This window comes from Catenulispora sp. GP43, assembly GCF_041260665.1.
In the GTDB taxonomy this organism is placed as follows: domain Bacteria; phylum Actinomycetota; class Actinomycetes; order Streptomycetales; family Catenulisporaceae; genus Catenulispora.
Map to the genome: position 1 here is coordinate 126,699 of NZ_JBGCCT010000023.1, position 13,946 is coordinate 140,644.

A 13,946-nucleotide genomic window follows, 5' to 3' on the forward strand; every position below is an offset into this window, starting at 1 on the left:
CTGAGACGAACGGGAAGGAGGCCGCATCAGATCACTGATGCGGCCTCCTTCTCAGTGGTGGTGCCTCAGCTTTTCAGTGATGGTGCCTCAGCGTCATGCGGTGCCCCATCGCCTTCCGCCTTTCGCCGGCGGCGTGGGGTGCGGTCCTGGCGCCGACCATGAACCCGAACAGCGTCATCCAGATCGGCACGACGAGGACGCCGATCAGTCCGATCGGGCCGATCGCGGCGACGACGGCGATCGCCAGCGCGAGGTAGCCCAGCCAGGCCGGGATGTCGGAGCCCAGGACGATCGCCAGGCCGGCCGCCGCGGCCAGGACCACCACCCCGGCCTGGGCCGGCAGCTGGATCGACTGCGACAGGAAGTTGATGTTCCCGGCGAGCTGGGTCTGTCCGTTGTGGGCCGCGCTGATCAGCGTCCACTGCAGGAACCCGGTGGTCGAGAAGCCCGCGATGAACAGGATGCCGCCGGCGAAGGCGGTGTCGGCGAGCCAGCTGTGCGCCTCGTTCGCCTTGCGCAGCACGGTCCTCATGCCGCCGATGAAGAACGCCATCAGGATGACGCCGGCGGCCACGATGTACAGGGACCACGTCTCCCGCATGGAGTGCGTCTGGTAGTAGGAGACGACGGCAGCCGCCGAAGCGTTCTTCCCAGGCACGTTGTTGTCGTTGAGGATCAGGAATCCGATCACGAAGGCCACGACCGCGCCGAGTCCAAGGGGTCCCAGCAGCCGGGTCAACCGGTCATTCCTCATGGCGGCCTCCTCGGCCCGATGATGAAGTCCCCGCCATTCTCCCATTCGGGGGAATAGCGGGCATTTCTGTATCGCCCGAACGGCGGATCGGTCCGGCCGCGGTCCCGGCCCGGACGGCGGACGCCCCGTGGATCTCGGCGCCGAGATCCACGGGACGCCAGTTCAGCCGGGCGGGACCGCCGGGACGCGAGCGCTACCAGGCCGAGGCAGGTGCCGCCACCGAGGCGACGTAGCCGGTGTAGAAGTCGCGGCCGTAGCCGTAGTGGGAGCCGGCCCACGGCGGGTCCCAGATCGCGTCCCGGCACGTCATACCTGGGATGCGCGCGCGGCGCCGGGTACTGCACAGGTTGACGGCCGGTCGGTCGCCAGGAGGATGAATCAGGACTTCGCCGCGCATTACCGTCGCCTCATCGCATCAGTGAGGGGGTTGTCATGTCGCCGGGTACGGGGGCTCAGCGGCGGATGCTGGCCGAGCTGGAACAGCTCAAGGAGCGGGCGGGGATGAGTTTCGCCCAGTTCCAGAAGGCGGTTCCGTACAGCCGGTCGGCGCTGCATCGCTACTTCACGGGGCAGTCGCCGATCCCGCGCGACGCCTTGGTGTCTGTGGTGAGGGCATGCGACGGCGACGTGGCACTGCTGGTGCGGATGTGGGAGGCCGCGCAGTCGGATCCGGAGCTGGGGTCGGATTCGGCGACGGCGACGGCGACAGCGGTGGCGAAGGCACCGGCGCCGCCGCCGGGACCGTTGGGCCTGATGGGTCCGGCCAAGCCGGCCGGACCCGTCGGGCCCGCCGAGCCCGTCAGACCCATGGCGGTGGCAGCCGGAAGCGACGGTCGGATACGTGCGACTGCACCCTGTGTACAGAGCCAGAACCAGGGCCAGAACCAGAGCCCTGATCCGCGACCGGAGACGCCCGCCGAGCCGGCCGGCCCGCCCGAGCGGGCCGACGCCGCAACGACCTCCGAGTCCTCCGATCCGGTTGATCCGTCGGACAGCCGGCAGCGGGCGATCCGGGCCTGGTTCGCGCTGGCCTTCGTGATCGTGGCGACCTCAGGCGGTGGCCCCGATACCGATACCGACACTGGCACCGGCATGAGCACCAGTCACGGCATCCCGTCCCGACCCGACCCGGCCCCGTCCAAGGCGGCACCGATCGCGCACACGACATCCTCGTCCCCGTCGTCCCCGAGGCGTCCGGGGAACCATCCCTTCACCGTGACCGTGGTGCGGGCCTGATCAGCTCACTGAGTCGTCGCCTCGGTCAGGTCCCGCAGGATCTCGGAGGCCGCGAGATCATCGAGCGTCGCGAAAGCCGGGTACTCCCTCTGGTGCCAGTAGTCCTCGCCGTCGGGGTACGAGCTGAGGAAGACCGCCTGGAAGCGTTGCGTCGTACCGAATTCGTCGACGTAGCCCACGACGATCCCCGGGTCCAACGCCACCGTCACCGAGCCGCCGCCGGGAAGCGCGCGCGAGATCCAGCCCTGGATCCCGGCGTCCTGCGGGACGCCCCGCCGCCAACCGCGCCGCTCGAGGCCCAGAACCTTGCCGACCGGGATCTCGACGTCCGCGAACCGGGCCAGCTTCCCCGAGGCCCTCTCCTCGTCGGCGAGGCGGTATACGGCACGTCCGAGCTGCTCGAACGGCTGGAGGATCTCGTAGTCCGCGAACACCTCGGACCACGCGGCCAGGTCGGTGCCGAGGTGCAGGGGATGCGCGATGCCGATCACGGCGTCGTCGGCGAGGGTGTACACGCCGTCTGCGATGTCGGCGAACGTCTGGTCCTCGGCGACGCGGAACGTGCCGCTCACCCCGTCGTCGGTGAAGGTGGCCCAGACGAGCCGCCGGACCAGGTGGCGCAGCACGGGATGCGCGACGAAGTACTCGCCGAACTCCTGGGAGGTCCACCGGCGCTGGGTGACCATGGCCAGCTCGAAGCGGGCGATCTGGTCCGCGGCGAGGGTCCGCACATCCTTCTTCAGCGCCGAGAACCGCCGGTGGGCGGCGGAGGCCAGGTCGCCGTCGTCCTTGGCCCCGGGCTTCGGCAGCGCCTTGAGACGCTTGCCGTCCTGGTCCGCGACGAACGGCTTGAGCTGCTCGTCGAAGCCGACCGTGAACCGGCGCGGGCCGTAGTCGAGGATCAGCGCCCCGGACGGCTCCAGCCCGAGGTCCGGGACGAGCCGGTCGCCGAGCTGGTCGGCGGTCAGGCCCAGGTCGTCGGCGATCGCGGTGACGCGCTGCGTCGCCTGCTCCCTCAGGCCCTTGAACTTGACCTTCTGCGAGATGCCGTACAAGTGCGTCAGCGCCGTGTCGCCGCCGATGCCGGCCAGGACGTCCAGTCCGGTGACGGCCCGCTGGTGCCCGCCCTCGCCGGGCCACACCCGGATCAGCGGGGACAGCCGGCGCACGGTCTCGTCATCGCCGAGCCAGCGCAGCGTGTCGAAGACCCAGCTCTCCTTGGCCGGATAGTCGGCGGCGCGCCAGTCCTCGAACAGGGCCCATGCGAAGTCGGCGAGACAGGTCTGGTCGCAGATCTCCTTCGCCAGGTGGACTCCGGCGTACGGCTCGGCGGGCTTGGACACCGCGAGCATGAGGAGCAGGTGCTCCACGGACTGCCGGGGAAGCGCGGTCTGCCGGGGAAGCGCGGTCTGCCGGGGAAGCGCGGTCTGCCGGGGAAACGCGGACTGCCGATCCTTGAGCAGGATCCGCGGCAGTGCGCCGGGGTCGATCCATTCCGGGAGGGCCGGCATGGTCTTGGGCAGGGTGAGGGTGCCGTCGTCGGCGACGATGGCGGCGACCGCCGGCTCCACGGCCGGGCCGTACCCCGCGGCGGCTTCGGCGATCTCGGCGGCGAAGCCGCGCGCGGACAGGGTGCGGAGGGTCACCTCGGCGGCGCTGCGGGCCTTGCCGGGCTTGCCGAGCGCCACCGGTATCAGGGTCGTGGCCGCGACGCCGGGATGCCGCGTCAGCCAGGCGAGGGCGTGCGGCCGAGCCGACTTCAGCCGGTTGAGCCAGTCGGAGGCGAGCAGCGCGGCCTCCGGAGCGGCGAACGGGGCGAGGTATTCGGCGCACACCGCCGGCTGGGTACGCGCCAGGTGCAGGATCGGCGGCAACGCGTCGGCTCCGAAGCGGACGGCGAGGAGCGGGATCCAGGTGGCTGCCTGCCAGGCGTCCGGCTTCCAGTGAGGGAGTACCGGCCGCACGACTTCCTCGGGGGCATCGACGGCGAACTGGCCGTTCCGGTACCAGTTGGCCGAGCCGTCGGCGGTGATCCGGGCCGCGATGTCCGCCCAGCTTTCGACGGCCCATTGGGTGTTCCTCACTACCTGCGGCGACGCCCAGCGCTCCGCCTCCCCGGCCCGCCAGGCCATGGCCGCCTCGGTCGGCGCGACCAGGCCGGTAATGACGGCGGGCTTGGTGCGCTCGACGGGGGTCAGCCACGGCGGGCTGACGAACAACGGCGGCAGGTCCTCGGCGTCCGGGACGGGGACGTTGGCGGCGCGGAGCCTCTCAACCCGCTCGCGCGCGGCCGGGGTCAGGTTCGCCAGCTCGGCGGCGGCGATCGCGTCGTGGGCGAGGACGTGCCGGCGCAAGACATGAGCGACCGCCAGCGCGCGCGGGGTGTGGCTGGGCGGGACGTCGGCCAGGACGCGGAGCGCGCGCCGGGGGAAGCGCTGTGCGGCGGCCTGGACCGCGGCGCCGAAGTGCTTCCTGGTGATGTTGTCGACGAGGAACCGGAACGCTGCGTCGCTCGGAACTCGGGCGACCAGGTCGAGCAGGTTCTGCGCGGCATCGGCCTCCAGGTCGCCGCCGAGCCATTCGGCCAGGATCGGGAGGAAGCCGGTGCCCAGGCTGTCGAAGGCGGTCCACAGGGCGACGGGTTCTTTGGCGGTCCAGTAGGGAGAGGCGTACGCGGCGGGGAACGCGGCCACCTGCTGTCGCGTCGTGAGCGAGCTGACCACCAACGCCGGCGTCAGGGGGTCGTGGACGCGGGACAGCAGCGCGAAGTCGGCTTCGACCCAGTCCACACGCTCCGGCAGGAGGAAGGACGTCAGCAGACGCGGCCACAGCTCGGCGGCGAGCGCTTGGGCCGGCAGCTGTGCCCGGTATTCGGCGAGCGTCTCCCGGGCCTGGGCGTAATCCGCCTCGGGAGCCGCGGCCAGGTACCGGCGCATGCGGACCGCGAGGTCGAGGCGGTGGTACTGGTCGGCGGCGTAGTACTCGCGAGAGGAGTTACGGCTGAGATGCGCCGGGATCTGCTTGCCCGCTTGGTACTTTCCCGTGGCGCTCATCCCGAACAGTTCCACGATGGCCGCTGCCGCGAAGGCCGGCCCGCGGGCGGTGAGCCAGGCGTCGACGACACCGGCCGGGTTCTTGAACGCGGGCGATTCGCGGGAAATCGCCAACGCTGCCGCGACAGCCGCGGACAGCGGTGTCGCGGCACTGAGGTCGCGCCCGGTGGCCCGGAATTGCCCGACGAGATCGGTTTCGCTGGTCTCGTGGTCGAGGATGGCGGCAATCTCAGTGCCCTGTTCCTCCAGCCACGCGGCGAGATACCCGGCTGCGTCGGGGACGAGGGTGAGCGGTTCGACCGCGGCGCCGCGACGCGGGACGACAAAACCGCGCACCGCCTCGGGTATCTCGCAGACGTCTTCCGACGAAGGATCGGTCACAGTGGCGCCGCTCATCGATTCACTCCCGGGAGGGTGCGTGCTGGTCATCGGGAGAGTAACGAAGCGTGCCGACACCGGGGCGTGAGGCCCTAGCGCCGATGGCCGCCGTTCGATGCGGATTCGCGCCCCGGCACGACCAGCCCGGCCTCGTACGCCACCACCACCGCCTGCGCCCGGGTCGACAGCCCGAGCTTGGTCATCGTCCGGTTGAGGTGCGTCTTCACCGTCGTCTCGCCGACCACCAGGTGCTCGGCGATCTCGGGGTTCGTCATCCCCTTGCCGACCAGCCGCAGCACCTCGATCTCGCGGGCGGTGAGGGCCGCCAGGTCCGCCGGCGGGCCGCCGGGGGCCTCGCCGCGCAGGGTGTAGGCCTCGATCAGGCGCTGGGAGATCGGCGGGGAGAACAGCATGTCGCCGTTGGCGACCACGGTGATGGCGGCCAGCAGGCGCTCGGGCGAGGTGTCCTTCAGCACGAAGCCGCTGGCGCCGGCCTTGAGCGCGGCGTAGACGTAGTCGTCGAGGTCGAAGGTGGTGAGGATCAGGACCCTGGGGGTCTGGCGGCCGGCCGCCTCGCGGGCCGCGACCAGCTGCTCGGTGGCCGCGATGCCGCCCATGCCGGGCATGCGGACGTCCATCAGGATCACGTCGGCCTCGTGCTCGGCGGCCAGGGCCAGCACCTGCTCGCCGCCCTCGGCCTCGCCGACCACGTCCAGGCCCGGCGCCGCCCGCAGCAGGGCGGCCAGACCCGCGCGGACCAGCACCTGGTCGTCCGCGACTATCACCTTGATCACGCACTACCCCCCGGTCCCGACCCAGCCGGCGGCGATCTCACGGGGAGCACGGCGCGCGGCCTAGGGTTCCGGGTCGGCTTCCCGCTCACCCGGAAGTGTCAGGACCACCTCGAACCCGCCGGCCGCACGGGGCCCCGTCTGGAGCGTCCCGCCGTAGATCCTCGCTCGTTCCCGCATGCCGACCAGACCGTTCCCGGAGCCCGCCACCGCGGGTCCCAAGGGGGTCGGGACGGCGACAGCACCTTCCGTGAGCGAGCGTACACGGCCGCCGTCGTCGGCGACGCGGATGCGGATATCACCATGGTCCTGATATACGAGTTCGACGGTCGCCCGAGCTCCCGGCGCGTGCTTCATCACGTTCGTCAGCGATTCCTGAACGACCCGGTAGCAGCACAGATCAGGGCCTGGCGCCAGGTCGAAGGGGGTCCCGGTGACCGCGAGCTCGGCCTGCACGCCGGCCGCGCGGACCCGCTCCAGCAGCCGGGGCACCTGCGCGAGCCCGGGCGAGGGTTCGACCGAAGGCCGGTACGCCGCCTCGGCGACGCCGTCCTCCGGCACCGGACGCAGCACCGCGAGCATGCGGCGCATCTCGCGCATGGCCTCGTGCGTGGCGTCGCCGATGGTGCCGAGAGACTGCCCGGCGGTCGCCGGATCGCTCCGCAGGACGTAGCCGGCCAGGCCGGTCTGCACGGATATCACCGACATGTGGTGCGCCACGACGTCGTGCAGCTCGCGGGCGATCCGCACCCGCTCGCTCGCCACGGCCTCCCGGGCCCGCGCGGCCTGTTCCCGGCGGAGCTGCTCGGAGAGCTGCCCCAGACGCTCGTTGCGCTCGGCCAGCCGCCGGGTCTGGTTGCCGAAGACCCCCACGACGCCGATGACGAGCAGCGTCTGCAGCACCGCGAGCAGGACCCCGAGCACCACCAGCTTGAGGCTGTACTGAAGCCACACGACGAAAACCGCCAGCGCGTACGGGACGACGCGTTGCGGCGGCTGCTTGGTGCAGAGCGTGTAGAAGATGAGCACCGGCCCCCACGCGATGGTGGTCGGCGGGTAGTCGAGCCCGGTGTACAGGACGATCATCGCGCAGCTCGCCCACATCATCGGCACCGGACACCGGCGGCGCAGCGCGAGCACGGCGCAGGATCCGACCGTCAGCGCATAGCCGAGCAGGCCGATGGGATGGAAGTCAGTGTGCTGGCTGTCCTGGCGGCTGTAGACGAGGCGGCGGCCGGGTTCGTAGGGGTAGGTGCGCAGCCAGATCAGGCTCACGGCGAGCATCGCCGCCGCGACGATGCCGTCCACCGCCTGGGGATGCGCGCGCAGCAGGCGGACGGCGGCCCCCACCGCGGCCTTGAGCCCGATCCCGACTGTCTGCATCGCCGCAGCGTAACGCCGGAACGGCCTCAGGTCGCCGTGCTGCGGTCCACAGGCCGCGTACGCCGTGGGGTGGAGCCGGCGGCGTACGTCGGCCTGTGGTTGACCGCGGCGGGCATCAGCGCACGACGAACTCCTGGTTGGTGCCAGTGCCGCTGGCGCGGATCAGCCACGGGGAGAGCAGCGCCGTGAACGCGATCAGCCGCCCTCGCATACGTTTCTCCCGTCACATATCAGGGTTCTGCTCGGGCGGCTCATCGCCGGACGAAGTCTCGCTCGGCCGCTAGCCGGTGATCTTGTTGAAGATCTTCGAGTAGGCGTAGCCGGTGCCCTTGTCGTAGCCGTCGACCTCCCAGAACGCCAGCTCCTGCACCCCGTGCGAGGCGGCGAAGCTCTCGAGCGTGGAGGCGTTGGACTGGGTGAAGTTCTCGTTGTCGTCGTTGTGGCCGGCGATCGGGGTCAGGCCGAGCAGGCCCCAGGCCTGGCTGCTGGAGACGCCGAAGATCGACTGGAGCTGCGGCGCGGTGGCCTTCGCGGCGGACTCGGCGTCGTTCAGCGCGTTCTCGCCGTCGCCGAAGTCCATCGTCATGATGTTGACGACCTTGACCGCCACGCCCTTGCTCTTGGCGTCCTTCAGCAACGTGGTGGCGTTGGACTCCAGCCCGGTGGGGTCGACCGGCAGGGTGTAGTCCACCTGCACGCTCGGGTTCGCCTTCTGCAGCGCGGCCAGCGCCTGGTCCCGGCGGGAGTTCGCGGTCTTGTTGTTCAGGTCGTTGCCCTCGATGTCGAAGTCGAGGCGGGTGACGTGGTAGGTGCTCACGACCTTGGCGTAGGCCGCTTCCAGGCTGGAGACCGAGGTGCACTTCTCGGCGAGCTCACCACCGGAGGCGCCGCCGAAGGAGATGATGACGTTCCCGCCGGCGTTCTGCAGGGCGGTGATCTGGGAGCTGAACGCGCCGACCGAGTCGCCGCCGTCCTCCCACTCCGGGGTGCAGCCCGACTTCGGCGTGAGGAACGCCAGCGTGTAGAACTTGTCGCCGCTGGCCGCCATGTCCTTGGCCATGTCGCCGGCGTCCGACGAGCCGATCTGCAGGTACGGCGCGGAGTAGTGCGCGGGGAAGCTCGCCCCGGCGGCGCGGGCCGCGGGCGCCGCGTTGGCGGTCGCGGCGACACTGATCGCGGCCACGGGCAGCAGCGCGGCGGTGCCGCATATCAGGGCCATGCGAATGTTTTTGGGCATGCGGATCCTCCAGGTGCGTGGGGGTGATACCTGTGTTCCGGCGCGACGGAGTGTTAGTAAACTTTACTTACTCCATGCGGGAGAGTAGGCACCCGGAGGCAGCGCGTCAAGAGGCGAACAGCGCGCAGGGTCCGCCGAGGACGACGGACCCTGATGGTAGAGCCTTTACCTCGAAGCCTTCCGCTGAGCCCGCAGCCACTCCTTGTTCATGGCCGCGATCGACGCCAGCGGGATCCCCTTGGGACAGGCCGTGGCGCATTCCCCGGTCAGCGTGCAGCCGCCGAAGCCCTCGGCGTCCATCTGCGCGAGCATGCCCACGACGCGGGTCTCGCGCTCGGGTCCGCCCTGGGGCAGGGTGTTGAGGTGGTTGACCTTCGCGGCAGTGAACAGGCTCAGCGAACCGTTCGGGCAGGCCGCGACACAGGCACCGCAGCCGATGCACTCGGCGTTCTCGAAGGCGAGATCGGCCGCGGGCTTGGGGATCGGGGTGGCGTGGGCTTCGGGAGCCGCGCCGGTCGGCGCGGTGATGTAGCCGCCGGCCTGGATCACCCGGTCCATCGCCGAGCGGTCCACGACCAGGTCCTTCACCACCGGGAAGGCGGCCGCGCGCCAGGGTTCGACGTCGATGGTGGCGCCGTCGCGGAAGCTGCGCATGTGGAGCTGGCAGGTGGTGGTCTTCTTCTCCGGGCCGTGCGCCTCGCCGTCGATCATCAGCGAGCAGGCGCCGCAGATGCCCTCGCGGCAGTCGTGGTCGAAGGCGACCGGGTCCTCGCCGCTGGTGATCAGCTGCTCGTTGAGGACGTCGAGCATCTCCAGGAACGACATGTCGCGGCTGATGCCGTCGACCTCGTACGGCTGCATCCGGCCCGGCTGCGACGCATTCTTCTGCCGCCAGACACGCACTGTGAGCTTCATGCATAACTCCGCTGAGCAGGGTGGACGTATTCGAAGTCGAGCTCTTCCTTATGCAGGACCGGCGGCTGCCCCAGGCCCGTGTACTCCCAGGCCGCGACGTACGAGAACTCGTCGTCCTTGCGCGCCGCCTCACCGTCAGGGGTCTGCGACTCGGTACGGAAGTGGCCGCCGCAGGATTCGCTGCGGTGCAAGGCGTCCAGGCACATCAGCTCGGCGAGCTCGAAGTAGTCGACGAGCCGGTTGGCCTTCTCCAGCGACTGGTTGAACTCCTCGCCGGTGCCCGGGACCTTGATGCGGCGCCAGAACTCCTCGCGGATCGCCGGGATCCGGTCCAGGGCCTTGCGCAGGCCGGCCTCGTCGCGCGCCATGCCGCACAGTTCCCACATCAGCTCGCCGATCTCGCGGTGGAACGAGTCGGGCGTGCGGTCGCCGTCCACGGCCAGGATCGCGGCCAGCCGCTCCTGCGTTTCGCGGACGGCCGCGACGGCCTCCGGGTGCTCTGCGGTGACCGGAGCCTGCCCGGCGGTCCGGGCCAGGTAGTCGCTGATCGTCGCCGGCAGCACGAAGTAGCCGTCGGCCAGGCCCTGCATCAGGGCCGAGGCGCCGAGCCGGTTCGCGCCGTGGTCGGAGAAGTTGGCCTCGCCGACCGCGAACAGGCCGGGGACCGTGGTCTGCAGGTCGTAGTCCACCCACAGGCCGCCCATCGTGTAGTGCACGGCCGGGTAGATGCGCATCGGGACGCGGTACGGGTCCTCGTCGGTGATCCGCTGGTACATCTCGAAGAGGTTCCCGTACTTCTCCTCGACCGCCTTGCGGCCCAGCCGCTTGATGGCGTCGGCGAAGTCCAGGTACACGCCCTGGCCGCCGGGACCGACGCCGCGGCCCTCGTCGCAGACGTTCTTCGCGGCCCGCGAGGCGATGTCGCGGGGCACCAGATTGCCGAACGAGGGGTACTGGCGCTCCAGGTAGTAGTCGCGCTCGTCCTCGGGGATCTTCTCCGGGGAACGCTCGTCGCCCTTGGCCTTGGGAACCCAGATCCGGCCGTCGTTGCGCAGCGACTCCGACATCAGCGTCAGCTTCGACTGGTGGTCGCCGGTGCGCGGGATGCACGTCGGGTGGATCTGCGTGTAGCAGGGGTTGCCGAAGAAGGCGCCCTTGCGGTGCGCCCGCCAGATGGCGGTCGCGTTGGAGTTCATGGCGTTGGTCGACAGGTAGTAGACGTTGCCGTAGCCGCCGGAGGCCAGGACCACCGCGTCGCCGAAGTACGTGGAGATCTCGCCGGTCAGCAGGTCCCGGGCGACGATGCCGCGAGCCCGGCCGTCGACCACGATCAGGTCCAGCATCTCGGTGCGCGCGTGCAGCTCGATGTTGCCGGCGGCGACCTGGCGCATCATCGCCTGGTACGCGCCGAGCAGCAGTTGCTGTCCGGTCTGACCGCGCGCGTAGAAGGTGCGCGAGACCTGCACGCCGCCGAACGAGCGCGTGTCGAGCAGGCCGCCGTACTCCCGCGCGAAGGGAACACCCTGCGCGACGCACTGGTCGATGATCTCCACCGAGATCTGCGCCAGCCGGTGGACGTTCGCCTCGCGGGACCGGAAGTCGCCGCCCTTGACGGTGTCGTAGAACAGCCGGTGCACGGAGTCGCCGTCGTTGCGATAGTTCTTCGCCGCGTTGATCCCGCCCTGCGCGGCGATCGAGTGCGCGCGCCGCGGCGAGTCCTGGAAGCAGAACTGCACGACGTGGTAGCCCGCCTCGGCCAGCGTCGCACCGGCGGAGCCGCCGGCCAGGCCGGTGCCGACGACGATCACCGTGCGCTTGCGGCGGTTGGCGGGGTTGACCAGTTTGGCCTCGAAGCGCCGGGTGTCCCAGCGTTCGGCGACCGGGCCGGCCGGGGCCTTGGTGTCGGCGATGGGGTCGCCGACGGTGTAGTCGCTGTAGTTGACGTCGGGCACAGTGTTCATGTCGGGCACAGGGGTGCTCACTTCACCACTCCGCTCATCACGCCCACCGGCACCGCCACGAAGGCGAGCGTGAGCAGCACGGCGACCACGTTGCCGGTGGTCCTTATAAGACGGTCGCGCTTCACGCTGCCCACGCCGAGGGTCTGCGCGGCGGACCAGAAGCCGTGCTGGATGTGCAGGCCGAGCGCGCACACCGCCACGATGTAGATGACGTCGCCGTACCAGTTGTTGAACGTGGAGACGACGTTCGCGTAAGGGTGGCCCGGCTGGAACCCCGAGTGCACGGTGCCGGTGGTCAGGTCGAGGATGTGCCAGATCAGGAACAGCAGCAGGATGACCCCGCCCCAGCGCATCGTCCGGGTCGCGTGGCTGCTGCCGGCCTTGCGGTGCTCGTAGCGCACCGGACGGGCCCGCAGGTCGCGTCGGCTGAGCTGGTAGGCGGACACCACGTGGGCGACGACGGCGACGACCATCACCACGCGGATGACCCACAGCGTCCAGCTGTAGTGCATGACCGGCTCGCCCATGGTGCGCAGCCAGTGCGCGTAGCTGTCGAACTGGCCGGGCCCGAAGAAGACCTTGAGGTTCCCGAACGCGTGGGCCAGCAGGTAGAGCACCATGAGCAGGCCGCTGACCGCCATGACGGCCTTCTTGCCGACGGAGCTGTCCCAAGCCGCGCGCAGGGAGGGCGGACGCCGGTCCGTCCACGTAGCGGTAACCATGGGCTCGACGCTAAGAGCCGGCCGTCGATTGGTCCAAGACATGGATCAGCTGGTGACGATAGACCCAGCCTATGATGGTGGAAGGGAACCGGAAAAGGATCAAGAAACATGCAGTTCCACCAGCTCCGCTACTTCATCGCGGTCGCCGAGACCCGGCACTTCACCCGCGCCGCCGAAGCCATGCATGTGACGCAGCCCTCACTGTCGCAACAGATCAGGGCCTTGGAACACGAGCTCGGCGCCGACCTCTTCCTGCGCGCCCGCGGGAACATCACACTCACCGACGCCGGCGAGGCCCTGCTCCCGATGGCCCGCCGCATCCTGGCCGACGCCGACGCCGCACGGCGCGAGATCCACGAGCTGGCCGAGCTGCGGCGGGGGCATGTGCGGCTCGGGGCGACGCCTTCCCTTTGCACGGGGCTGCTGCCGGACGTCCTGCGCACCTACCACCACCGCTATCCCGGGATCCAACTACAGGTGCAGGAGAGCGGATCGCACGACCTGGTCCGGGACCTGGCCCGCGGCGCCCTGGACCTGGCGCTGGTCGTGCTGCCCCTGCCGTCCCCGTCGCCCGCGCTCACCACCGAGGAACTGTTGCAGGAAGACCTGGTCGTGGTCTCGGCGCCGAACCTGCCGCCGCCGGGCGACGGCCGGCAGGTGCGCGTCGCAGACCTCGAACACGAGCAGCTGATCATGTTCCGGCACGGGTACGACCTGCGCGATCTGACCGTCGCGGCGTGCCGGGCGCAGGGTTTCGAGCCGGTGTTCGCGGTCGAGGGCGGGGAGATGGACGCGGTGCTCGGCTTCGCCCGGGCGGGCCTGGGCGTCGCGATCGTGCCGAGGATGGTGGCGCGCAACGCCGATCCGGGGCTGCGCGTGACGCCGATGGCGCCGCCGGCTCTGCACCGCACCATCGCCCTGGCCCATCGCACCGATGTGGCACTGCCGGGCGCCGCGCAGGAGTTCAGGCGGACACTGCTCGAGCGCGCCAAGGCAGGCTGAAAACGCGGAACACGCCGGGCCTGGAAAGGCTTTCGGCGCGTTTCGCGAGCAGGGGAGCCCCCGCTCAGGACTCCGGGGTCCAGTCGGCCGGCAGGCCGGACTGCGCCAGGACGCTGGACAGGCTGTAGTAGTCCCGGTCGGAGGTGATCTGCTCGCCGCTGATCTCGAGCAGAGTGGCCATCTGGACGGCGAACGGCGTGGGCGCCCCCTTGATGTGGCCGGCGTAGACGGCTTCGATCGTGGCGCGGCCGCCGGCGCGGTAGGCGCTTTTGACGGTCACGTGCACGTCCTCGATCATCGCGTCGGTGCGGGCCTTCCAGCCGGCGATCTGCTCGCGGCCGGTCATCACGGCGCCGATCGCGAGGTCGGTGTAGGTACCGTCCTCGGTGAACAGCGCGCCCAGCGCGGCGGAGTCGGTGCCATTCCAGGCGGCGGCCCAGGCGGCGACGATCTCGGGGACCTCACGCGTCTCGGTGGTCTCGGTGGTCTCGGTGGTGGCGTTCATGGTGGTTCT

11 protein-coding genes are annotated in these 13,946 nt (G+C 70.3%); 2 read left to right on the forward strand and 9 right to left on the reverse strand.

Annotated elements, in window-relative coordinates; genetic code table 11:
- Window positions 1–73: 73 nt before the first annotated feature.
- Complete coding sequence (locus ABH926_RS36655; protein WP_370370547.1) at window positions 74–754, reverse strand: hypothetical protein; 681 nt, start codon at window positions 752–754, stop codon at window positions 74–76.
- 432 nt (window positions 755–1,186) lie between these two features.
- Here ABH926_RS36655 and ABH926_RS36660 point away from each other — a divergent pair, with 432 nt between their 5' ends.
- The gene (locus ABH926_RS36660) at window positions 1,187–1,990 is read left to right on the forward strand and encodes a helix-turn-helix domain-containing protein (protein WP_370370548.1); all 804 of its coding nucleotides are present in this window, start codon (window positions 1,187–1,189) and stop codon (window positions 1,988–1,990) included.
- Window positions 1,991–1,995: 5 nt separating this feature from the next.
- On the opposite strand, the gene ABH926_RS36665 is transcribed toward ABH926_RS36660, so the two are convergent.
- From ABH926_RS36665 to ABH926_RS36695, 7 genes are all read right to left on the reverse strand, one after another.
- A complete protein-coding gene (locus ABH926_RS36665) occupies window positions 1,996–5,439 on the reverse strand; it encodes a DUF4132 domain-containing protein (RefSeq protein ID WP_370370549.1) in 3,444 nt (1,147 codons plus the stop codon).
- 74 nt (window positions 5,440–5,513) lie between these two features.
- Window positions 5,514–6,215, reverse strand: coding sequence for a response regulator (locus ABH926_RS36670; RefSeq protein ID WP_370370550.1), 702 nt, complete (start codon window positions 6,213–6,215; stop codon window positions 5,514–5,516).
- 60 nt (window positions 6,216–6,275) lie between these two features.
- Window positions 6,276–7,595 (reverse strand): sensor histidine kinase, encoded by a 1,320-nt coding sequence (locus ABH926_RS36675; RefSeq protein ID WP_370370551.1) that lies wholly within the window; start codon window positions 7,593–7,595, stop codon window positions 6,276–6,278.
- A 280-nt stretch (window positions 7,596–7,875) separates the two neighbouring features.
- Entirely contained in the window at window positions 7,876–8,832 is a 957-nt protein-coding gene (locus ABH926_RS36680; RefSeq protein WP_370370552.1) for a chitinase, read from the reverse strand.
- Window positions 8,833–8,997: 165 nt separating this feature from the next.
- Window positions 8,998–9,747: a succinate dehydrogenase/fumarate reductase iron-sulfur subunit gene (locus ABH926_RS36685; RefSeq protein WP_370370553.1), complete on the reverse strand. Its 750-nt coding sequence runs from the start codon at window positions 9,745–9,747 to the stop codon at window positions 8,998–9,000.
- Window positions 9,744–11,708: a fumarate reductase/succinate dehydrogenase flavoprotein subunit gene (locus tag ABH926_RS36690; RefSeq protein ID WP_370370614.1), complete on the reverse strand. Its 1,965-nt coding sequence runs from the start codon at window positions 11,706–11,708 to the stop codon at window positions 9,744–9,746. Before ABH926_RS36690 ends, ABH926_RS36685 begins: the two co-directional genes overlap by 4 nt.
- A 17-nt stretch (window positions 11,709–11,725) precedes the next feature.
- Window positions 11,726–12,430: a succinate dehydrogenase gene (locus ABH926_RS36695; RefSeq protein WP_370370554.1), complete on the reverse strand. Its 705-nt coding sequence runs from the start codon at window positions 12,428–12,430 to the stop codon at window positions 11,726–11,728.
- A gap of 108 nt (window positions 12,431–12,538) precedes the next feature.
- On the opposite strand from ABH926_RS36695, the gene ABH926_RS36700 reads away from it, so the two are divergent.
- Complete coding sequence (locus tag ABH926_RS36700; RefSeq protein WP_370370555.1) at window positions 12,539–13,432, forward strand: LysR family transcriptional regulator; 894 nt, start codon at window positions 12,539–12,541, stop codon at window positions 13,430–13,432.
- A 64-nt stretch (window positions 13,433–13,496) separates the two neighbouring features.
- Here the strand turns inward: ABH926_RS36700 and ABH926_RS36705 are convergent, their stop codons facing one another.
- Complete coding sequence (locus ABH926_RS36705) at window positions 13,497–13,937, reverse strand: nuclear transport factor 2 family protein (protein WP_370370556.1); 441 nt, start codon at window positions 13,935–13,937, stop codon at window positions 13,497–13,499.
- Window positions 13,938–13,946: the final 9 nt, after the last annotated feature.